Source organism: Salipiger bermudensis (genome assembly GCF_017309175.1).
GTDB lineage: Bacteria > Pseudomonadota > Alphaproteobacteria > Rhodobacterales > Rhodobacteraceae > Salipiger > Salipiger bermudensis.
Genome location: NZ_JAEKJV010000002.1, coordinates 168,983 through 189,048 on the forward strand (window position 1 = coordinate 168,983; position 20,066 = coordinate 189,048).

20 protein-coding genes are annotated in these 20,066 nt (G+C 68.0%); 12 read left to right on the forward strand and 8 right to left on the reverse strand.

Annotation, left to right across the window (positions count from 1 at the left end):
- Window positions 1-17: 17 nt before the first annotated feature.
- Window positions 18-191 carry a hypothetical protein gene (locus JF542_RS03590; RefSeq protein WP_007800573.1) on the forward strand — a complete coding sequence of 58 codons (174 nt, stop codon included), beginning with the start codon at window positions 18-20 and terminating at the stop codon, window positions 189-191.
- The gene (locus JF542_RS03595) at window positions 175-849 is read left to right on the forward strand and encodes a DUF1638 domain-containing protein (RefSeq protein ID WP_207074770.1); all 675 of its coding nucleotides are present in this window, start codon (window positions 175-177) and stop codon (window positions 847-849) included. Before JF542_RS03590 ends, JF542_RS03595 begins: the two co-directional genes overlap by 17 nt.
- A 180-nt stretch (window positions 850-1,029) precedes the next feature.
- On the opposite strand, the gene JF542_RS03600 is transcribed toward JF542_RS03595, so the two are convergent.
- The gene (locus JF542_RS03600) at window positions 1,030-2,781 is read right to left on the reverse strand and encodes a divergent polysaccharide deacetylase family protein (RefSeq protein WP_207074771.1); all 1,752 of its coding nucleotides are present in this window, start codon (window positions 2,779-2,781) and stop codon (window positions 1,030-1,032) included.
- Between the two features lie 137 nt (window positions 2,782-2,918).
- Between JF542_RS03600 and JF542_RS03605 the strand changes: the two genes are divergently transcribed.
- The 7 genes from JF542_RS03605 to lexA all read left to right on the forward strand — a co-directional run bounded on the left by JF542_RS03605 (window position 2,919) and on the right by lexA (window position 8,385).
- Complete coding sequence (locus JF542_RS03605) at window positions 2,919-3,500, forward strand: anthranilate synthase component II (RefSeq protein WP_007800578.1); 582 nt, start codon at window positions 2,919-2,921, stop codon at window positions 3,498-3,500.
- Window positions 3,497-4,519, forward strand: coding sequence for an anthranilate phosphoribosyltransferase (gene trpD / locus JF542_RS03610; protein WP_007800580.1), 1,023 nt, complete (start codon window positions 3,497-3,499; stop codon window positions 4,517-4,519). Before JF542_RS03605 ends, trpD begins: the two co-directional genes overlap by 4 nt.
- Window positions 4,516-5,172 carry a uracil-DNA glycosylase gene (locus JF542_RS03615; protein ID WP_207074772.1) on the forward strand — a complete coding sequence of 219 codons (657 nt, stop codon included), beginning with the start codon at window positions 4,516-4,518 and terminating at the stop codon, window positions 5,170-5,172. The genes trpD and JF542_RS03615 overlap by 4 nt, the downstream gene beginning before the upstream one ends.
- A complete protein-coding gene (gene trpC, locus JF542_RS03620) occupies window positions 5,169-5,972 on the forward strand; it encodes an indole-3-glycerol phosphate synthase TrpC (RefSeq protein ID WP_207074773.1) in 804 nt (267 codons plus the stop codon). Before JF542_RS03615 ends, trpC begins: the two co-directional genes overlap by 4 nt.
- Window positions 5,969-6,445, forward strand: a complete 477-nt coding sequence (gene moaC / locus JF542_RS03625; protein WP_007800587.1) for a cyclic pyranopterin monophosphate synthase MoaC — start codon at window positions 5,969-5,971, stop codon at window positions 6,443-6,445. Before trpC ends, moaC begins: the two co-directional genes overlap by 4 nt.
- On the forward strand, window positions 6,442-7,611 hold the full coding sequence (locus JF542_RS03630; RefSeq protein ID WP_207074774.1) for a molybdopterin molybdotransferase MoeA: 1,170 nt from the start codon (window positions 6,442-6,444) through the stop codon (window positions 7,609-7,611). Before moaC ends, JF542_RS03630 begins: the two co-directional genes overlap by 4 nt.
- 78 nt (window positions 7,612-7,689) lie before the next feature.
- Window positions 7,690-8,385: a transcriptional repressor LexA gene (gene lexA / locus JF542_RS03635; RefSeq protein WP_007800591.1), complete on the forward strand. Its 696-nt coding sequence runs from the start codon at window positions 7,690-7,692 to the stop codon at window positions 8,383-8,385.
- A gap of 7 nt (window positions 8,386-8,392) precedes the next feature.
- On the opposite strand, the gene JF542_RS03640 is transcribed toward lexA, so the two are convergent.
- Complete coding sequence (locus tag JF542_RS03640) at window positions 8,393-10,429, reverse strand: ComEC/Rec2 family competence protein (protein ID WP_207074775.1); 2,037 nt, start codon at window positions 10,427-10,429, stop codon at window positions 8,393-8,395.
- A 78-nt stretch (window positions 10,430-10,507) separates the two neighbouring features.
- Between JF542_RS03640 and gltX the strand changes: the two genes are divergently transcribed.
- Together gltX and gltA are read left to right on the forward strand one after the other, a co-directional pair.
- A complete protein-coding gene (gene gltX, locus JF542_RS03645; protein WP_242533569.1) occupies window positions 10,508-11,914 on the forward strand; it encodes a glutamate--tRNA ligase in 1,407 nt (468 codons plus the stop codon).
- A 105-nt stretch (window positions 11,915-12,019) separates the two neighbouring features.
- The gene (gene gltA / locus JF542_RS03650; protein WP_007800596.1) at window positions 12,020-13,318 is read left to right on the forward strand and encodes a citrate synthase; all 1,299 of its coding nucleotides are present in this window, start codon (window positions 12,020-12,022) and stop codon (window positions 13,316-13,318) included.
- A gap of 337 nt (window positions 13,319-13,655) precedes the next feature.
- Here the strand turns inward: gltA and JF542_RS03655 are convergent, their stop codons facing one another.
- The 5 genes from JF542_RS03655 to JF542_RS03675 form a co-directional block, all read right to left on the reverse strand.
- Window positions 13,656-14,432, reverse strand: a complete 777-nt coding sequence (locus JF542_RS03655) for an enoyl-CoA hydratase-related protein (protein WP_007800598.1) — start codon at window positions 14,430-14,432, stop codon at window positions 13,656-13,658.
- A 116-nt stretch (window positions 14,433-14,548) separates the two neighbouring features.
- Window positions 14,549-15,007, reverse strand: coding sequence for a cytochrome c-type biogenesis protein (locus tag JF542_RS03660; protein ID WP_007800599.1), 459 nt, complete (start codon window positions 15,005-15,007; stop codon window positions 14,549-14,551).
- Entirely contained in the window at window positions 15,004-16,971 is a 1,968-nt protein-coding gene (locus JF542_RS03665; RefSeq protein ID WP_207074776.1) for a heme lyase CcmF/NrfE family subunit, read from the reverse strand. The genes JF542_RS03660 and JF542_RS03665 overlap by 4 nt, the downstream gene beginning before the upstream one ends.
- Window positions 16,972-17,398: 427 nt before the next feature.
- Window positions 17,399-17,908 (reverse strand): holin family protein, encoded by a 510-nt coding sequence (locus JF542_RS03670; RefSeq protein ID WP_207074777.1) that lies wholly within the window; start codon window positions 17,906-17,908, stop codon window positions 17,399-17,401.
- Complete coding sequence (locus tag JF542_RS03675) at window positions 17,899-18,519, reverse strand: holin-associated N-acetylmuramidase (RefSeq protein WP_242533570.1); 621 nt, start codon at window positions 18,517-18,519, stop codon at window positions 17,899-17,901. The genes JF542_RS03670 and JF542_RS03675 overlap by 10 nt, the downstream gene beginning before the upstream one ends.
- A gap of 125 nt (window positions 18,520-18,644) precedes the next feature.
- Here JF542_RS03675 and JF542_RS03680 point away from each other — a divergent pair, with 125 nt between their 5' ends.
- A complete protein-coding gene (locus tag JF542_RS03680) occupies window positions 18,645-19,079 on the forward strand; it encodes a cupin domain-containing protein (protein WP_207074778.1) in 435 nt (144 codons plus the stop codon).
- A 78-nt stretch (window positions 19,080-19,157) separates the two neighbouring features.
- Here the strand turns inward: JF542_RS03680 and JF542_RS03685 are convergent, their stop codons facing one another.
- The gene (locus JF542_RS03685) at window positions 19,158-19,973 is read right to left on the reverse strand and encodes a PRC-barrel domain-containing protein (protein ID WP_242533571.1); all 816 of its coding nucleotides are present in this window, start codon (window positions 19,971-19,973) and stop codon (window positions 19,158-19,160) included.
- Between the last annotated feature and the right edge of the window lie 93 nt (window positions 19,974-20,066).

Consider the following 20,066-nt stretch of genomic DNA (forward strand, 5'->3'; position numbering starts at 1 on the left):
AGGTAAGGGAGACGATCATGCCTGTGACACATCTGGTCACGCTTCTTGTCGCGGTTCTGGCATCTGCGGGGCTCACGATCTGGGCGTTTCTGTCCTGGGGCGCGGGCACGATGATCCCGCTGCTTCTCGCCGTGGCGTTGGCCGTGCGGTGGGCCATGACCCCGGTCGCGCCCGATGACGGGCACGCCTGACAGCGACACCCCCGCCAGCGCCGCGCCGAACGATGCCACGCTGACCACGGCCGGGCTCGCGCCGTCCGGACACGGCAAGGTCCTGATCATCGCCTGCGGCGCTTTGGCGCGCGAGATCCTCGCCCTTCGCGCGCGCCACGGTTGGGATCACATCGATCTCACCTGCCTGCCCGCGATCCTGCACAATCATCCCGAGAAGATCACCGATGCCGTCCGCGAGGCCGTGGCGCGCCACCGCACCAGCCACGACCGCATCTTCGTGGCCTATGCGGATTGCGGCACCGGCGGCACCTTGCAGACCGCTTGCGCCGAGCTTGGCGTCGAGATGATCGCGGGGCCGCACTGCTATGCCTTCTACGAAGGACTGACCCGATTCGAGGGGCTCGACGAGATCACCAGCTTCTACCTCACCGATTTCCTCGTGCGCCAATTCGATGCCTTCGTCTGGACCCCGCTCGGCCTCGACCGGCACCCGGAGCTGCGCGACATGTATTTCGGTCACTACGAGACACTGGTCTATCAGGCACAGACCGACGATCCGACCCTCACGGATCTGGCCAGGTCGCACGCAGAGCGGCTCGGGCTGCAGTTCGAACGACGCCTGACGGGCTATGGCGATCTCGAAACCGCGATGGCGCGGTGGGCCGCGGCTGGGTGACGCGTGCCGCTCTGGCTCTGCACAGCATGAAGAGCCTTGAGTGAGGAGGCTCTGCCCCCGTCATGCACAGGATGACCAGCGCAAAGTGAGGGGGCTCTGCCCCCGTCCCGGCGGGGCCGGGACTCCCCCGGAGTATTTCCGGACGTAGAGAAGACAGGGGCGTTGTCGCGCTCGGTCAGCTCAGTTGTCTGTCGGGCTCTCGCGGAGAACGAGGGAGATCGGCACAAGGGCGACGCTGCTGGCGCGGTCCTGCAGGCCCCAGAGCAGCAGGGCCGAGACCGTGTCCGCGCGCAGGCGGCCAAGCATCACCACCGCGCCCTCCTGGCGCGCCTTGAAGGCCGCCTGATCGAGGAAGCGGCGCATGACCCGCGGATCCTGCCCCTCGCCATCGAAATCCCGGAACACCGTGACCGTGGGCACCGCTTCGCGGCGGGCCAGCGCCTCGCCGGTGTTCAGCCCCTTGGGCTGCATCAGCAGCCCGTGACCGGAGGCACCGAGATATTGCGCCGCCTGCTCGGAGATCGCGCGGGTCGCCTGAAGGCCGTCGCCGGGCGCCTCCATCACCGCCACCGCCTCGGGCACGGCCCCGAGGCTGCCCTCGAGCGTGACCTCCACGTCGGTGGCCTGAGCCCCTTCGGGCACGCCCGCGATGGCAAGCACCTCGAACCCCGCATCGCGATAGCCCTGCGCCGTGGCGGCCGCGTCGGGATGCGAGGCGGGAATCGCAAAGCTTACCGCGAAGGGAAACTCGCCGACCGTGTCGGGGCCGAGCGGGCCCGTCCCGTCGTCGATCAGCACGATCGCCATGCGCGGGGCGTCGTCCTCGGCCTCGGCGGGCACGGCGTAGCGCTCGAGCGGCGACAACTCGGACGGCGCGGCTTCGGGCGCGGGGGTCGGCTCTGCCGGGGCCGCGTCTCCGATCGAGGGCAGACGGCTTGCGCTTTCGCCAGCCCCGCGATCGGCAAGCGAGCCGGCCGGGGTGCCGATGGCGGGCCTGCCGGCCCCGGCAGTCTCGGACGTTGGGCTGCCCGGCAGCGTGCTCACGCGGGGCAGCGCATCCTCTCCCGGCACCAGCGGCGCCGGCAGCGGCGGTGTCGGCGTCTGGGTGGAGACCTCTGGGGCGGCCTCGTCCTGCGGCGCGTCGGGCAAGGCGCTGTCTCGGCGGGCCGGACTGTCGGCGCTCGCCATCTCCATCGACGGGGTGTCGGTGTCGGGCGTGGCAGGAGGCGCGGGCGCGTCCAGAGCCGTCTCGGCCTCGGGCGGGATGTCGGTGGCGACGCTGATCTCGGAGGCAGGCTCGGGCGCGGCGGCGGTCACCTCGCCGGGCTGGCCGGGGCGCGCGACCGTTTCGGCGCCTGCAGGCTCGTCAGGGGCCAGGCCGGCGGCGGGGGTGACGGTCTCGACACCATCCTCGGGGCTGGTCTGTGGGGCATTGTCCTGCAGCGTGGGCTCGGGAGCCGGGTCACTCGCGGGTGCCGCAGGGCTGTCAGCGATATCACTGGAGTCGGCTTCGTCCGCGGCGCGGGCTGGCGTCTCCTCGGCCATCGGCACGGTCTCGGATTCGACGACAGGCTCCGGCACCTCGGCGACCTCGGGGGCGGCCGGTTCGGCGAACTCGGAATCCGGATCGCCCGGCGCCATTTCGGGATCGGTTGCTGCCTCGGGCACCACTTCGTCGACATCGCGCTCTGCAGGCTCTGCGGACACGTCGTCAGATGCGACCTCGACACCTAGCTCTGGCTGCTCGGGCGCTAAGGGCTCTGGCGTCTCGACGGTCTCAGGTGCGGCGGTCTCCGATACCGGCGCCTCTGCCTCGGGCGGCAGCGCGGCGCGCCCCCGCTGCGGCGGGCCCGTCAGCACCGAGACCGTGCCCAATGCCACGCCCGACACCACCGTGCCGATGATCGCCCCCGCGAGAAACCCTCGTGCCATCGCTTCTGCCCTCTTCGCCCGCTGCGCCCCCGGCCCCGTGCCCGGGCCGTTGTCGTGGCGCATGCCCTTGACGCTGCACCATCTTGGGGCGCATGTATAGCCCCGACCAAGACCCGTCTCCAGACCGAGAATGCCTCATGCTTCTGCTCATCGACAACTATGACAGCTTTACCTACAACCTCGTGCATTACGTGGGCGAGCTTGGTGTCGAAACGCAGGTCTGGCGCAACGATGCGCTCGACGTGCAGCAGGCAATGGCCTTGAAGCCCGCCGGCATCCTGCTGAGCCCCGGCCCATGCGACCCTGACCAGGCGGGCATCTGCCTCGCGCTGACCGAGGCGGCGGCCGAAACCGGCACGCCGCTCTTCGGCGTCTGCCTCGGGCACCAGACCATCGGCCAGGCCTTCGGCGGCACCGTCAGGCAGCACTCCGAGATCGTGCACGGCAAGATGGGCACCATGCATCACGACGGCACCGGCGTGTTCAGCACCCTGCCCTCGCCCTTCGAGGCGACGCGTTACCACAGCCTCGTGGTCGATCGCGACACGCTCCCCGAGGAGCTGATCGTCAACGCCTGGCTCGAGGACGGCACCATCATGGGGCTGCGTCACCGCGATCTGCCGATCCACGGCGTGCAGTTCCACCCCGAGAGCATCGCCTCCGAACACGGGCACCAGCTGCTCAAGAATTTCCTCGACACGATGAAGGTCCCCGCATGAGCGACCGCCTCAAGCCGTTGATCGGCACCGCCGCCACCCGTCCGCTGACGCAGGAGGAGGCGGAGGCCGCCTTCGAGGTCCTGTTCGAAGGCGAGGCCACGCCGGCCCAGATGGGCGGCTTCCTGATGGCGCTGCGCACCCGGGGCGAGACGGTCGACGAGTACACCGCCGCCGCCGGCGTGATGCGCGCCAAGCGCAACGCGGTGATCGCGCCCGAAGGCGCCATCGACATCGTCGGCACCGGCGGTGACGGCAAGGGCACGCTCAACATCTCGACGGCGACCGCCTTCGTGGTGGCCGGCGCCGGTGTCACCGTGGCAAAGCACGGCAACCGCAACCTGTCGTCGAAATCCGGCTCCGCCGATGCGCTCGCCGAAATGGGCATCCAGGTGATGCTGCCCGCCGCCGCCATCGCGCCGATCCTCGAGAGCGTCGGCATCTGTTTCATGATGGCGCCGATGCACCATCCGGCGATGAAGCATGTCGCGCCGGTCCGCACCGAGCTCGGCACCCGCACGATCTTCAACATCCTCGGGCCGCTCACCAACCCCGCCGGGGTCAAGCGCCAGCTGACCGGCGCCTTCTCGCGCGAACTGATCCGCCCGATGGCCGAAACGCTGGGCAAGCTCGGCTCCGAGCGCGCCTGGCTGGTGCATGGCTCGGACGGCACCGACGAGCTGGCGATCTCGGGCAAGAGCTGGGTCGCGGCGCTCGAGGAGGACGGCTCGGTGCGAGAGGTCGAGCTGCACCCCGAGGATGCGGGCCTGCCGGAGCACCCCTTCGAAGAGATCGTCGGCGGGACCCCGGCTGAAAACGCCGAAGCCTTCCGCGCGCTTCTGGGCGGCGCCCAGACCGCCTATCGTGACGCGGTGCTGCTGAATTCCGCCGCGGCGCTGGTGGTGGCCGGCAAGGCCGCAGACCTGCGCGAGGGCGTCGCACAGGCGCGTGAGAGCATCGACAGCGGCGCCGCCAAGGCCAAGATCACGGCGCTGGCAGAGGCCACGCAAAAGGCCGCATGAGACCGCCCGAGGCCTGGGCCGGGCTGCCCTTCTTCCACGACGACCTGCCGCGCATAGAAGCCGCCCTGGCGGCCGAGACGCGACAGATCCTGCCACCCGCGCCGCAGGTCTTTGCCGCGCTCGACGCCTGCGCACCCGAGGATGTGCGGGTGGTGATCCTGGGACAGGATCCCTACCCGACGCCGGGCCACGCCCACGGACTTGCCTTCTCGGCAGAGCCCGAGGTTCGCCCGCTGCCGCGCTCGCTCGGCAATATCTACAAGGAGCTCGAGGCCGAGTTCGGGGCTTGCCCGCCGACTGCCGACCTGCGGTTCTGGGCGGCGCAGGGCGTTCTTCTGCTGAACACTGCGCTCACCGTGCCCGCGGGCAGCGCCGGTGCCCATGCCAAGCTCGGCTGGTCGAGGCTGACCGCGCAAGTCCTTGAAACGCTGTCAGAAACGCCACGTGCCTTCATCCTCTGGGGGAACCACGCGCAGGGCTTCGCCAAGCACATCACTGGCGCAGACCACCTGATCCTGCGCTCCGCCCATCCCTCGCCGCTCTCGGCGCGGCGCGGCTTTTTCGGCTCGCGCCCCTTTTCCCGTGTCAACGACTGGCTTATTGCTCGGGGCGACACGCCGATCAACTGGACGACGCCGGAGGCGCCCGCATGACCATCACCATTCTCGACAAGATCAAGCACTACAAGCTCGAGGAAGTGGCCGCCGACAAGGCCGTCAGGCCGCTCTCCGAGATCGAGGCCGAGGCCCGCGCCGCAGACCCTGTGCGCCCCTTCGGCTCAGCCCTGCGCAAGGCGTCCGAGACCGGCTACGGGCTGATTGCAGAGGTCAAGAAAGCTTCGCCCTCCAAGGGGCTGATCCGAGAGGATTTTCACCCCGCCACCCTGGCCGCTGCCTACGAGAACGGCGGGGCCACCTGCCTGTCGGTCCTGACCGATACCCCGTCCTTCCAGGGCGCGAAATCCTTCCTGACCGAGGCGCGCGCGGCCACCTCTCTTCCGGCGCTGCGCAAGGATTTCATGTACGATCCCTATCAGGTCGCCGAAGCCCGCGCGCTCGGCGCCGACTGCATCCTGATCATCATGGCGAGCGTCTCGGACACGCTCGCCGCCGAGCTGGAAGACGCGGCCTTCGACTGGGGCATGGATGCTCTGATCGAGGTGCACAACGCCGAAGAGCTTGACCGCGCGCTCAAGCTGAAATCGCCGCTCATCGGAATTAATAACCGAAATCTCAAGACCTTCGAGCTGACACTTGACACGACGCGCGAGCTGTCGAAGCGGGTGCCCGAGGATCGCATTCTGGTCTGCGAAAGCGGTCTCTACACCCCCGCTGATCTTGCCGACATGGCGAGCTACGGCGCCCGCAGCTTCCTCATCGGCGAGAGCCTCATGCGGCAGGAGAACGTCGAGGACGCCACCCGCACGCTGCTTGCAGATCCGGTGCCGGCATGAGCGGCCTGACCCATTTCGATGCCAAGGGCGACGCCCACATGGTCGACGTCTCCGAGAAGGCCGTGACGGCGCGCGTCGCCACCGCCGAGGGCTGGGTGAAGATGGCCCCCGAGACTTTTGATATCATCACCGAGGGACGCGCCAAGAAAGGCGACGTGATCGGCGTGGCGCGTCTGGCGGGGATCATGGGGTCCAAGAAGACGCCCGAGCTGATCCCGCTCTGCCACCCGCTGCCGGTGACCAAGGTGTCGGTCGAGATCACGCCCGATGCCGCGCTCCCGGGCCTGCGCATCGAGGCCACCGTGAAGACCACCGGCCAGACCGGGGTCGAGATGGAGGCTCTGACCGCCGTCTCGACCGCGGCGCTCACGGTCTATGACATGGCCAAGGCGGTCGACAAGGCGATGCAGATTGGTGGTATCCGCGTGATCCTGAAGGATGGCGGAAAATCAGGGCGTTACGAGGCGACATGATATCAGTTTCCGAAGCGCTGGACCGGCTGTTCTCGCTCGCCGCGCCGCTGTCCGCGGAAACGGTCCCGCTTCACCGGGCCGTCGGGCGTGTGCTCGTCGAGCCGGTGACGGCGCGCCGCGATCAGCCGCCCTTCAACGCCTCGGCCATGGACGGTTACGGCGTTACCGAAGCAGCGCCCGGCAAGAGACTGAAAGTCATTGGGGAATCCGCTGCAGGATCATCTTTTGAAGGCCCGGTCGGCGACGCAGACGCCGTGCGGATCTTTACCGGCGCTCCGGTCCCCGAGGGCGTCACCACCGTGGTGATCCAGGAGGATGTGGACCGCGATGGCGACACGATCCTGATCACCGACCGGCTCGGCTCTGGCACGAATATCCGCCCCCTCGGCGGTGATTTCCGCGTCGGAGAGACGATCCCTGCGCCGCGCCTCCTCGGCCCGCAGGACATCGCCCTTCTGGCTGCCATGAACATCCCCACGGTACGGGTCGCCCGGCGCCCGCGCGTGGCGCTGATCTCCACCGGTGACGAGCTCGTCATGCCCGGCGAAACGCCCGGTCCCGACCAGATCATCGTCTCGAACACCTTCGGTCTCCACGCCATGCTCACCCAGGCCGGTGCCGAACCCCGGATCCTGCCCATCGCCCACGATACCGAAGCGGCGCTCGCGACCGTGCTCGGGCTGGTCGACGACGCCGATCTGGTGATCACCATCGGCGGGGCCTCGGTGGGCGATCACGATCTCGTGGCGAAGGTGGCCGCACAGCTCGGGCTTGAGCGCGCGTTCCACAAGGTCGCCATGCGCCCGGGCAAGCCATTGATGTCTGGCCGGCTGGGCGATGCGATGATGATCGGGCTGCCGGGAAATCCCGTCTCGGCAATGGTTTGCGGTGAAATCTTCGTGAAACCCGTGATCCGCGCGATGCAGGGATTGCCCGCCGAGCCCGCCCTCCGCGAAACTGCGCAGCTTGCGGCGGAAATCGGCTCGAACGGCCCGCGAGAGCATTACATGCGCGGCCGCTCGGAGCCGGATGGCCGGGTCACCGTGTTCGGCCGTCAGGACAGTTCGCTGCTGAGCGTACTTGGCGCGTCGGACGTGCTGGTGGTGCGCCCGCCGAAGGACGGCCCGCGCGCCGCCGGGGATCTGGTGGAAATCGTGCGTCTCTGACGATGTTTGCCACAGCATGTTGACACAAAACAAGAACATGCGTAGAACAAAGGGCAGACAAACGGCGGAGACCGCGGCATGCTGACCAAGAAACAGCTCGACCTTCTGGATTTCATCAACAAACGGCTGCAACGCGATGGCGTTCCACCCAGTTTCGACGAGATGAAGGATGCGCTCGACCTGCGATCGAAATCCGGCATCCACCGCCTGATCACGGCGCTGGAAGAGCGCGGCTTCATCCGCCGCCTCGCGCATCGCGCCCGCGCCATCGAGATCGTCAAGCTGCCCGAGAGCCTTGGTGGCAAGCCCGCGGGCTTCACCCCGCAGGTGATCGATGGCGACCGCCCGGACAGCCGGCCCGCCAAGGCGCAGCCGGTCAGCAATGCCGAGGCGCTGGAGCTGCCGCTGCTCGGCCGCATCGCCGCCGGTGAGCCGATCCAGTCGATCGCAGACAATCCGCCCAACATCGCGGTCCCCGGCGCCATGCTGTCGAGCAACGCCCATCACTACGCGCTCGAGGTCAAGGGCGACTCGATGATCGAGGCCGGCATTCACGACGGTGACGTCGTCATCATCCGCGAGACCTCCTCGGCCAGCAACGGCGACATCGTCGTGGCCCAGATCGAAGGGTACGAGGCGACGCTGAAGCGCTTCCGCCGCCAGGGGGACACCATCGTGCTCGAGGCCGAGAATGCCGCCTACGAGCCGCGCGTGCTGCCGCTGGGCGCGGTCAAGGTCCAGGGCCGCCTCGTCGGTCTGATCCGGACCTACTGATCCGCTTCTAGCGATCTTTGCCGCGGTGCCAAAGCCTTCGGCCCGCCGCAGTCTCGATACGCGGGCCGGTCGGGGTCTGCCAGATCGCCACGGCGCCAGTGCGGGCAAGCCGCTCCGGATCGAAGATCTCGCAGCCCGGCCAGTCCGGAAGATCGGTGCTCGACACCACGAGTTCCCGCGCGCCACAGCCGCGAAACCCGGCGGCGGCGCGCTTGCCTTGGAAATGCGTTACCATCGCGCCGGCGACAGAAATGCGCGCGACCCTCGGCTGCTCATGCTCGGGCCACAGGGCCGCCGCCACGGCCTGCCCGCCGGCCTGACCGTCATTCTCCAGCCAGACCGCGGCCACGAACCCGGCGCCGCGCTCGCGCGAGAGCGCCCGGCCCTCCGGGGTCATCGCCCCGACCAGCGTGCCGCTGTCGGAAATCAGCAGCGCCGGACGCCCGCCGCTGGCCCAGAGCGCCACGGCGAGCGAAAGCGGCAGCAGGCCGGCCCATCGTCCACGCCCCTGCCACAGGCACAGGATCAGCCCGCCGGAGGCCAGCAGTGGCAGCACCCATGCGCACGGCGCCCGCACCTGCCCCAGCGCGCCGTCCCAGCCCGTGACCGTGCCGGCCACCGTCAGGATCCAGTCGAGCCCCAGGGCCATGACCCACAACGCCGGAGCCTCGAGCCCCAGCGGCATCAGCAATGCCGTGACGACGGCCATCGGCACCACGATCAGCCCCATGACCGGCACCGCCACGAGGTTGGCGACAAGCCCGTAATGCGAGACGATGTTGAAATGGGCCATCGACACCGGCGCCGTGGCGAGCGAAGCGGTGACCGAGGAGACCACCAGGGTCAGTGCCGGTCGTGCCAGCCGCGGCACGCCACGCTCGAGCGCGAGGTCGCGCATCGCGCCGAACACCGCGACCAGCGCCAGCGTTGCCGCAAAGCTCATCTGGAAGCCCGGGCCGAGCAGCGCTTCGGGGCGCAGCACGAGCACGATGAGCGCCGCCAGCGCCACGCTCCGCAACGAGAGCGCCCGGCGGTTGCAGAGCAGCGCAACCAGCATCACAGCCACCATGACGAAGGCGCGCTGGGTGGCGACATTGCCGCCCGAAAGCGCGAGGTATCCGGCCGCGGCGACCAGCGCCACCCCGGCGGCGATCTTCTTGCTGGGCCAGTTGTGACGCGTGTGTCGCGGCAGCAGAAGCACGAGGCGCGTGGCGGTGAAGACGACCCCCGCGAGCAGCCCCATGTGCAGCCCCGAAATCGCCAGCAGATGCGCGAGATTGCTGTGCCGAAGCGCCTGGAGGGTCTGCAGGCCGATGGCGGACCGGTCTCCGGTCATGATGGCCGCTGCGAAGGCGCCGGTCTCGCCGGGCAGCACCGCGCGCACGCGCTCGGCGATCTTGAGCCGCAGGCGCAGAACGGGCGTGTCGCGCTGTGCCGGGACGAGGCGCAGCACCGGGGTCCGGGTGTAGCCGACCGCGCCGAGCCGCAGGAACCAGGCATGACGGCGGAAGTCGAATCCGCCGGGTTCGGCCGCGCCGGCAGGGCCCGAGAGATGCCCGGTCAGGATCGCCACATCGCCGGGCCGCGGCGGCGGATCGCCCTGCGATCCGTGCAGCGAGACCCGGACCCGTCGCGGGGTGTCGTGCGGGGCCATGCGGGCCAGCACGACCCGGTCGAGTGTCAGGCGCAGCGCATCCGATGCCGAGCGATCGATCCCGACGACCCGCCCCTCGATCGGGCCGTAGTAGCGGAAACCGAGCTGTGGCCCGGACACCAGATGCGCGCGCGCCCCCGCCAGTGCAATCCCCAGCACCGCGAGGGCGAGTGCGACGGCCAGTGGTGCGAGCCACATGGGAAGCCGCCGCGAGATTGTCAGCAGCGTGACTCCCGCACAGGCCGCCGACACGAGACTCCAGACCGGCGGCTCATCTGGCAGAGCGAAGTAGGTTGCGATACCGCCTGCCAGCGCCACCGCGCACCACGGGAACAGGTGGCCCCGCTGCCCGGTCAGCGCCGACGTCAGCCGATCCCCGATCCGCCCCATACTTGCCCCTGACCCGTCCGCTGGTTAAGGAACCGAGAAAACCCTACGCCCCCCTTGGTTACCGAGAGGTTAATACCCATGACCGTCGTCACCCGTTTCGCGCCGTCGCCCACCGGCTACCTGCACATTGGCGGCGCACGCACGGCGCTGTTCAACTGGCTCTATGCCCGCGGCCGGGGCGGCAAGTTCCTGCTGCGCATCGAGGACACCGACCGTGCGCGCTCGACCCCGGAAGCCACCGCCGCGATCCTCAAGGGGCTCGACTGGCTCGGGCTCGGCCATGACGGCGAGGTGGTGAGCCAGTTCGAGCGTGCCGACCGTCACACCGAGGTCGCCCGCGAGCTGCTCGCCAAGGGCGCGGCCTACAAGTGCTTCTCGACCCAGGAGGAGATCACCGCCTTCCGCGAAGAGGCAAAGGAGGCGGGCCGCTCGACCCTGTTCCAGAGCCCGTGGCGCGACGCCGATCCGGCCAGCCATCCCGACGCTCCCTATGCCGTGCGGCTGAAGACCCCGACCGAAGGCGAGACGGTGATCGAGGACGAGGTGCAGGGGCGCGTCACGATCCGCAACGATCAGCTCGACGACATGATCCTGTTACGCTCGGATGGCACCCCGGTCTACATGCTGGCGGTCGTCGTCGACGACCACGACATGGGGGTGACCCATGTGATCCGGGGGGACGATCACCTGAACAACGCGGCGCGTCAGATGGGCATCTACACGGCGATGGGCTGGCCGCTGCCGGTCTACGCCCATATCCCGCTGATCCACGGCCCCGACGGCAAGAAGCTGTCGAAACGCCACGGTGCGCTCGGCGTCGACGAATACCAGAAGATCGGCTACCCATCGGCGGGCATGCGCAACTACCTCGCAAGGCTCGGCTGGAGCCACGGCGACGACGAGTTCTTCACCGATGCTCAGGCCATCGAGTGGTTCGACCTGTCGGGAATCGGCAAGTCCGCGGCCCGGTTCGATTTCAAGAAGCTGGAGAATCTCTGCGGCCAGCACATCGCCATCGCCGACGATGCTGCACTGCTGCAAGAAATCGAGGCGTATCTCGACGCGGCGGGAAAGCTTGCCCTGACGGAAGCGCAGCGCGACGGATTGCTGCGCGGCATGTACTGCCTCAAGGACCGTGCCAAGACCTTCCCGGAACTGCTTGAAAAGGCACATTTCATCCTGGCAGACACGCCGCTCGAGCCGGACGAGAAAGCGGCCAAGGCGCTGGATGCAGTATCCCGTGGTATACTGGCTGCGTTGACGCCGCAGCTGCAAAATGCTAGCTGGTCGCGGGAAGAACTCGAAGGGGAGATGGGCGCTTTCGCAGAGGCACAGGGGACCAAGTTCGGCAAGCTTGCCGCCCCCCTCCGTGCCGCGCTGGCAGGACGCGCCGTGACCCCGAGCGTTTTTGACATGATGCTGGTGCTCGGCAAGGAGGAAAGCCTCCGCCGCATCGGGCACGCAGCCACCTCTGAGACGGGGTGACGGCCTGAAGGGAGCGTTTCGACAAACGGCTCGCCAAGGCCATGTGAGACTATATCGCCCCGGGCGCGCCAGGCGCCGGGGCCCTTTCGAAAGGAACGACGAAGCATGGCTGAAACTCCGACGAAGAATGCGACGCTGACGATCGACGACCAGTCCTACGATCTGCCGATGTACTCGCCCACCGCGGGCCCGGACGTTCTGGATATCCGCAAGCTCTATGCGCAGGCCGGTGTCTTCACCTACGACCCGGGCTTCACCTCGACCGCGAGCTGCGACAGCACCATCACCTTCATCGACGGCGACAAGGGCGAGCTGCTGCACCGTGGCTACCCGATCGACCAGCTGGCCGAGAAGTCGCATTACCTCGAGGTCTGCTACCTGCTGCTCTACGGCGAGCTGCCCTCGGCGGCCGAGCTCGAAAAGTTCGAGAACACCATCACTCGCCACACCATGCTGCACGAGCAGATGCAGTATTTCTTCCGCGGCTTCCGTCGTGACGCGCACCCGATGGCGACCATGGTCGGCGTCGTCGGCGCCATGTCGGCCTTCTACCACGACAGCACCGACATCAAGGACCCCAAGCAGCGCGAGATCGCCTCGCACCGCCTGATCGCCAAGATGCCGACCATCGCGGCCTGGGCCTACAAGTACTCGATCGGCCAGCCCTTCGTGTACCCGCGCAACGACCTGAGCTATGCGGCGAACTTCCTGCACATGTGCTTTAGCGTGCCGGCCGAACCCTACCAGGTGAACCCGATCCTGAGCCGCGCGATGGACCGGATCTTCACCCTGCACGCCGATCACGAGCAGAACGCCTCGACCTCGACCGTGCGCCTAGCCTCGTCCTCGGGTGCCAACCCGTTCGCCTGCATCGCGGCCGGCATCGCCTGCCTCTGGGGTCCGGCCCATGGCGGCGCCAACCAGGCCTGCCTCGAGATGCTCAAGCAGATCGGCTCGCCCGACAAGATCCCCGAGTACATCGCCCGCGCCAAGGACAAGAACGACCCGTTCCGCCTGATGGGCTTCGGCCACCGCGTCTACAAGAATTTCGACCCGCGCGCGACGGTGATGAAGCAGTCCGCCGACGAGGTGCTCGACCTGCTCGGCGTCGAGAACAACCCGATCCTCGCCACTGCGAAGGAACTCGAGAAGCAGGCGCTCGCCGATCCCTACTTCGCCGAGAAGAAGCTGTTCCCGAACGTCGATTTCTACTCGGGCATCATCCTCGAGGCGATGGGCTTCCCGACCTCGATGTTCACCCCGATCTTCGCCCTGTCGCGGACCGTGGGCTGGGTGTCGCAGTGGAAAGAACAGCTCGCCGATCCGCAGCACAAGATCGGTCGTCCGCGCCAGCTCTACCTCGGCAGCACGGCACGCGACTACACCGACATCGAGACCCGCTGAACAAGCGGTCTTGCGTGACACGAGAAAGCCGCCCCGAGGGGCGGCTTTTTTCGTGTGGGCGTGGGAGGCTTGCCCGGCGGCATGCGCTGTGGCGCGGGCGGGATGCCTCCGGCGGGAGTATTTTTAACGAAGAGAAGTCAGGGGCGCCGGGTTGGAGGTTGGTGCGCTGTCCGAGGCGGTGTTGAAGGAGCTTTGCCTGCGTCGTGGCGTCTGGTCCGGCGTCGCGCGGTTGTGGTCGCCGTGGCAGGCCTCCGGCGGGGATATTTTGGCCAGAAGAAGACAGGGGCGCCGGCTGGCGGCGGCGCACCCTGGGGGCATCTGTGGGGCGGACTTGCGGTCAGCGGCCTTCGAAATGAGGCGGGCGCTTTTCGAGGAAGGCGACGATGCCTTCCTTGAAGTCGCGGGTCTTGCCGCATTCGCCCTGCAGGCGGGACTCGACGCGGAGCTGGGCCGCGAGATCGCACTCGAAGGCGCCGCGCAGCGCGGTCTTGATGCGGGCATAGGCCTCGGTCGGGCCCTTGGCGAGATAGGCCGCACGGGCCTGCCAGACGGCCTCGAATTCTGCGTCGGGAACCGCTTCCCAGATCATGCCCATCTCGTCGGCCTGCCGGGCCGAGATGCGGTCGGCAAAGAGCGCCGCGCCCATCGCCTTGGCGAGGCCCATCTGACGCGGCAGCGCCCAGGTGCCGCCGGCATCGGGAATGAGGCCGATGCGCGTGAAGGCCTGCATGAAGAAGGCGCTCTCGGTGGCGATCACCACGTCATGCACCAGCGCCAGATTGGCGCCCGCGCCCGCCGCCGCGCCGTTCACCGCCGCGATGGTCGGCACCGGGCAGTCGGTGATGGCGTTGAGCATCGGCTCGTACTCGTCGCGCAGCACGCGCTCGAGATCCATGTTGGCGGCGGTCTCGCGGTCGCCGAGATCCTGCCCCGAGCAGAACGCCCGGCCGGTGCCGGTGAGCACCACGACCCGCGCGGCGCGGCCCGCCTCCTGCACAGCGTGGGTGATCTCGGCGCGCATCTGGGTGTTGAGCGCGTTCATCACGTCGGCCCGTGACAGGGTGATGACCGCAACGTCCTCGGCGATCTCGTAGGTGATGGTCTCGTACTGCATGGGGTGCCTCCTGCCTCCTCGCGCCTCTCTGCTTCGGGCGCCATAAGACAGGCAGCCGACGCGCTTGGCAAAGGCAAACGCGGCGTCACATCGACGCCGCGCTGCACGCTTTTGGATCAGTCGCGCAGGATCTGCTCGAGCCGCGCCTTCTCATCCTCGCTGAGCCCCGCCTCGGCCGGCGCCGCGGCACGTGAACGGCCGCGGATGTAGACCGCGCCAGTGAGCAACGCGAAGACGAAGAGCAGCGGCCCTGCCGCCCACAGGAGCCAGTTCCAGCCGCCGGTGGTGGGCTTGAGCAGCACGTATTCGCCGTACCGATCGACGATATAGTCGACCGTCTCCTCGTTGCTGTCGCCCTCGAGCAAACGTTCGCGGACCAGCAGGCGCAGGTCGCGGGCCAGAGAGGCGTTGGAATCGTCGATATTCTCGTTCTGGCAGACCAGGCAGCGCAGCCCCTGCGAGATCTCGCGGGCCCGCGCTTCGAGCGCCGGGTCGTCGAGGATCTCGTCGGGCTGCACCGCCTGCGCGACGGTGGCGATCAGCACGAAGGCCAAGGCAAACAGCGAGCGCATCATTCCGCGGGCACTCCCTTGGCGGGGGCGGCCTTGCGCGCGCCGGCAGCGACGCGGAAGCGCCGGTCGGTGAGGCTCAGGATGCCGCCGATCGCCATCAGGATGCAGCCGGCCCAGATCCAGTTCGCCAGCGGCTTGATATAGACCCGCATGGTCCAGCCCCCGCCGGACTGAGGATCGCCGATCACCACGTAGATGTCGCGCAGGAAGCGGTAGTCGATGGCGGCCTCGGTGGTGGGCATCTTGGCGACCGGGTAGTCGCGCTTTTCCGGGTAGAGATGCGCGATCTCGGCCCCGTCCTGACGCACCGCAACCTCGCCCATGGTGGAGAAGTAGTTGGGACCGCGGACACGCTCGACGCCGAGCAGTTCGAACTCGTAGCCGCCAAGCTCGAACGGCTGGTTGAGCTCGGCCACGCGAATGTCCTCCTGCTGCCAGGCCATCAGCCCGGCGATGCCGGCCATGGTGATGCCGAGCCCGGCATGGGCCACGGCCTTGCCCCAGTCGGCGCGCGGCAGGCGCAGCAGGCGGGAGTAGTCGCGGCTCTTGCCGATCCGGCTGAGCAGGTCGGTGATGGCGCCGGCCACCAGCCAGGTGCCGAGGAACAGGCCCACGGGCCCGAGCAGGCTGCGCCCGGTCTGGATGGTCCAGAACAGGCCGGCGACGGCAATGGCGAGACCGAGGGCCGGCGCCAGCTGGCGCAGGACCCGGCCGACCTTGGCGCGCTTCCAGCTCAGCATGGCGCCGATGGGCAGCAGCAGGCCCAGCATCACCATGAAGGGTGTGAAGGCCATGTTGAAGAACGGCGCGCCGACCGAGAGCTTGCGGCCGAACAGCATCTCGGCCACCAGCGGCCAGAGCGTGCCGACGAAGACCACGAAGCAAGCCACGGCGAGCAGGATGTTGTTGGCCACCAGCGCGGATTCACGGCTGACGATGCCGAACACGCCCTTGGCCTGCATGGCCCCGGCGCGGGCAGCGAAGAGCGTCAGCGCGCCGCCGGTGAAGGTCACCAGGATGCCGAGGATGAACACGCCGCGCTCGGGATCGGTGGCGAAGGCGTGCACCGAGGTCAGCAGGCCCGAGCGCACGATGAAGGTGCCCATGAGCGAGAAGCCGAAGGCGAGGATGGCGAGCAGGATGGTCCAGCTTTTCAGCGCCTCGCGTTTCTCGACCACGATGGCGCTGTGCAGCAGCGCGGCGGCCAGCAGCCACGGCATGAAGGAGGCGTTCTCGACCGGGTCCCAGAACCAGAAACCGCCCCAGCCCAGCTCGTAATAGGCCCACCACGAGCCAAGCGCGATGCCGATGGTGAGGAACATCCAGCTCAGCAGCGTCCAAGGCCGCACCCAGCGGCCCCAGGCGGCGTCGATCCGGCCCTCGATCAGCGCTGCCACGGCGAAGCTGAAGCAGATCGAGAGGCCGACATAGCCGAGGTAGAGAAACGGCGGGTGGAAGGCGAGCCCGGGGTCTTGCAGCAGCGGGTTGAGGTCCTGACCGTCAAAGGGCGGCACCGCCATGCGCAGGAACGGGTTCGAGGTCAGCAGGATGAAGGCGAAGAAGGCGACGCCGACCATCGCCTGGACGCCCAGCACACGGGCCCGCAACGTCGGCGGCAGGTTGCCCCCGAACCAGGCCGCCAGCGCGCCGAACAGCGCGAGGATCAGCACCCAGAGCAGCATCGAGCCCTCGTGGTTCCCCCAGACACCGCTGATCTTGTAGAGCATCGGCTTGGCCGAATGGCTGTTCATCACCACGAGGCGCAGCGAGAAATCGGAGGTGACGAAGGCGTGGGTCAGCGCCGCGAAGCTGATCAGCACCAGCAGGAACTGGGCTGTCGCGGCGGGTTCGGCGACGGCCATCCAGCCGGGCCAGCGTTTATGGGCGCCGATCATGGGAACCACCGCCTGAACACAGGCGACGAGAGCGGCGAGGATGAGGGCGAAGTGTCCGAGCTCGGTAATCATGATGCCCCGTGTATACGAAAGGGCGCCCGACCGGCCAACGAAAATCCCTTTTGACCGGCGTTCACATTGTCGCAATCGCATGTCGGGAGGGACCAAGGGCCCGGACCGGACTGCCACCGGGACTGACTTGACGTGCTCTTGAGGACGCAAGACGTATCGATACGTGGCATCGTCCAAGAGATGCGCCGAAAGACCGGGACGCGCCGCGCATCGTTGCGCGGATTGGTGATCCGATGGTTGGATCCCTTGAGGTATCCGGGCCAAGCCCGAAGCATCTCTCAGCTCGGCGCAGTCGTGGACAAATCGCCGGTCTGGGGGCGGGTGATGCCGGAGGCATGCTTTCAGCATGACCAATGCGCGGTGGCCTCCGGCCTCGGTTCCGCGCGGGCAACGCTCAAACGACGCTCACGCCGAGGTCAGCACGATTTCACCGCTCCGTGCTCTCACGCCAGTCCGACAGCGCCGGGTTTTCGCCAGAGTTGCGCTCGACAGGCGCGACCGTCCGCACCGCCGGCGCCGCCGCGACCACCGCTGCGATCTCGCGGCGGAACTCCTGACCCTTGGTCTGGTGCCGCGCGCCGAAATAGAACCCCACGATGGCGGTCAGCAGCCACCACATCGGCTCGGGCACCAGCGACAGCCCCTGCATCCGCGCACCGAACCACTCGGGATCCCACATCGCGCTGACGAACAGCCCCAGCGTGCCAAGCGCCAGCGCCGGGCGCGGCAGGCGGTTGAGCCCGTCCATCAGCCGGTCGAAGCGAGAGCGGCGCGCCTTGGCGAACTCCGCGCCGAACTGCGCCAGAGCCTCCCCGCGCAGCCCCGCCTCGCGCGCGTCCCGCGCCTCGGCATTGACCCGGAAGACCTCGGCGGTCTCGGCCACCACGTTGCGCCCCGAGCCGAAGAGCACCCCCATCGCGCGGTCGATCAGCCCCATGAGGCCACCCGGGCGCGGAACTCGGCCTCCGTCATGTGGTAGCGCGGCGCGATGAACTCCTCGGCGCGGCGGATCCAGCCGCCTTTGCCTCCCGCGCGGGAACGGGCGTATTTGCGGCTCGCCGGGCGGGCATCGGCCAGCGCGAAGTAGTAGTTCCGCCGCGCGATGCCGTAGGCGTCGGCGATGTGCTCCGGCGCCGCCTTGGCGGCGCGGGCGCAGGCGGCGAGGCTGCGCGGGCCGAGCACACCGTCCACCGCTACGCCCTGCCCCATTTCGCAGAGCAGCCGCTGCAGGATCTTCACCGCGTTGGCGCCGGCATTCACGTACATGTCGAAGACCGAGGCCTGCAGCGCCTGGGGCAGTTCGGCAATTCGCGGGCGATGGAAATAGTGCTTCAGAAAGATCTCTACCGCCTGCTCGCGGTTCAGCAACCGCACGTCGGCCGCATCGACATCGCCATCATGGTCAAGATCCATCCCCAGCCGTCTGAGCGTGTGGATGGTCACACCGAATTTGGTGGCGCCCCCGGGATCATCGGGGTCGTTGACGTAGCCGCCCTCTCGCTGGACGATCTCGTCGGCCATCTGGCGGATGCGGGGGGTCACGGTCATGGCGGGCCTCCTTTTCTGGGCAACGGAACCGGGAGGGTTCCCTTTCGCCGCGAAGGCTGGTTCCCTCCCGTCACATCCGGCCAGATCCGGGTGAACGAGAGATGACCGCAGCGCACGGAGCCCGCATGACCGCCACCCCCACCGCCGAGGACATCATCGCCCTGCTGAGGCTCGAGCCGCATCCAGAGGGCGGCCACTACCGCCAGACCTGGGTGGCCGAGACCGCGCCCGGCGCGCGGCCTTCGGGGACCTGCATCTATTTCCTGCTGAAGGCCGGAGAGCGCAGCCACTGGCACCGCGTCGATGCCGATGAGATCTGGCTCTGGCACGCCGGGGCGCCGCTGGAGTTGTCGATCTCTGCCAATGACACGGGCCCGCGCTTGGACCACCGGCTCGGCCCGGATCTGCTCGGGCAGGAGCGGCCGCAGATCATCGTGCCAGCGCAGCACTGGCAGGCGGCGCGAAGCCACGGGGACTGGACGCTGGTGAGCTGCACCGTCTCGCCCGGGTTCCGCTTCGAGGGTTTCGAGCTCGCCGCGCCGGGCTTCGATATTCCCTGACCGCGTTTCCTGACTGCGGACACAGAAAAAGGCCGGGGCGAAAACCCCGGCCTTGGAATGCTGTGCGAGAGACGCGACTTAGTTCATTGCCGACTCGTCAACGTCGGGCATCTCCATCAGCTGGTCCTTGGTGTAGTTGGTCACCAGGGCATAGGAGCCATCGTCGATCGGCATCAGCTGCACGTCGCTCAGCGAGATGTGCACGTGCTTGTCACCGATGTCGAGGAAACCACCCACTTCGGCAACGATGCCTTCGATCTTGCCATCGGCGGTGAAGACGATGTCTTCGATCTCGCCGACGTTCTGCCAGTTGTCACCGATCTCGGTGTAGGAGCCCATGCCGCCATTCGACGCCATGTCGGTCTCGGCGTTCATCTCGGCGTCGGCATCGGTGCCGGCCATCTCGGTTTCACCCTCGGTTTCCATGGTCGCGTCACCTTCGGCAACCTCGGCTTCACCCATCGCGGCATCTTCGTTGACCGCGTAGACGGCGCCACCGGTGATGTCGCGGCTGCGGATCAGACCATCTTCGTCCATGCCGAAGATCTCTTCCATGGTCTGGCCGGTCTCGGCGGCTGCCTGGTCAAGCTCCTGGTTGGCTTCGTTGGCAGCGTTCTGGATCTCCTGACCGGCTTCGTCGGTGGCCTGCTCGATCTCTTGACCAGCTTCGTCCGTGGCCTGCTCGATCTCCTGACCGGCATTCTCGGCGCTGTTCTCGATGGCCTCGCCGGTGTTCTCGGCTGCCTGTTCGATGTTCTCGCCGGCCTGCTCCATGTTGGTCTCGGCCTGCTCCATCTGAGCGTTTTCGTCCATTTCGGCGCCGTGGTTGTCGGCCCAGCCTGCGGTACCTGCGGTAAGCGCGATGGCGGCGACGGTCATGCTAAGGCGTTTCATGGTGTTTCCTCCGTGTGTGTGGTCGTCGCTGCGTCGCGACGTCTGACCTCACAACACGCAGTTGCCCGGGTCGTTCCACCCGGGCAAACATCC

Coding starts and splice junctions, on each gene's coding strand:
- JF542_RS03590 (WP_007800573.1), top strand. CDS start 18: ATGCCTGTGACACATCTGGTCACGCTTCTTGTCGCGGTTCTGGCATCT.
- JF542_RS03595 (WP_207074770.1), top strand. CDS start 175: ATGACGGGCACGCCTGACAGCGACACCCCCGCCAGCGCCGCGCCGAAC.
- JF542_RS03600 (WP_207074771.1), bottom strand. CDS start 2,781: ATGGCACGAGGGTTTCTCGCGGGGGCGATCATCGGCACGGTGGTGTCG.
- JF542_RS03605 (WP_007800578.1), top strand. CDS start 2,919: ATGCTTCTGCTCATCGACAACTATGACAGCTTTACCTACAACCTCGTG.
- trpD (WP_007800580.1), top strand. CDS start 3,497: ATGAGCGACCGCCTCAAGCCGTTGATCGGCACCGCCGCCACCCGTCCG.
- JF542_RS03615 (WP_207074772.1), top strand. CDS start 4,516: ATGAGACCGCCCGAGGCCTGGGCCGGGCTGCCCTTCTTCCACGACGAC.
- trpC (WP_207074773.1), top strand. CDS start 5,169: ATGACCATCACCATTCTCGACAAGATCAAGCACTACAAGCTCGAGGAA.
- moaC (WP_007800587.1), top strand. CDS start 5,969: ATGAGCGGCCTGACCCATTTCGATGCCAAGGGCGACGCCCACATGGTC.
- JF542_RS03630 (WP_207074774.1), top strand. CDS start 6,442: ATGATATCAGTTTCCGAAGCGCTGGACCGGCTGTTCTCGCTCGCCGCG.
- lexA (WP_007800591.1), top strand. CDS start 7,690: ATGCTGACCAAGAAACAGCTCGACCTTCTGGATTTCATCAACAAACGG.
- JF542_RS03640 (WP_207074775.1), bottom strand. CDS start 10,429: ATGGGGCGGATCGGGGATCGGCTGACGTCGGCGCTGACCGGGCAGCGG.
- gltX (WP_242533569.1), top strand. CDS start 10,508: ATGACCGTCGTCACCCGTTTCGCGCCGTCGCCCACCGGCTACCTGCAC.
- gltA (WP_007800596.1), top strand. CDS start 12,020: ATGGCTGAAACTCCGACGAAGAATGCGACGCTGACGATCGACGACCAG.
- JF542_RS03655 (WP_007800598.1), bottom strand. CDS start 14,432: ATGCAGTACGAGACCATCACCTACGAGATCGCCGAGGACGTTGCGGTC.
- JF542_RS03660 (WP_007800599.1), bottom strand. CDS start 15,007: ATGATGCGCTCGCTGTTTGCCTTGGCCTTCGTGCTGATCGCCACCGTC.
- JF542_RS03665 (WP_207074776.1), bottom strand. CDS start 16,971: ATGATTACCGAGCTCGGACACTTCGCCCTCATCCTCGCCGCTCTCGTC.
- JF542_RS03670 (WP_207074777.1), bottom strand. CDS start 17,908: ATGGGGCTGATCGACCGCGCGATGGGGGTGCTCTTCGGCTCGGGGCGC.
- JF542_RS03675 (WP_242533570.1), bottom strand. CDS start 18,519: ATGACCGTGACCCCCCGCATCCGCCAGATGGCCGACGAGATCGTCCAG.
- JF542_RS03680 (WP_207074778.1), top strand. CDS start 18,645: ATGACCGCCACCCCCACCGCCGAGGACATCATCGCCCTGCTGAGGCTC.
- JF542_RS03685 (WP_242533571.1), bottom strand. CDS start 19,973: ATGAAACGCCTTAGCATGACCGTCGCCGCCATCGCGCTTACCGCAGGT.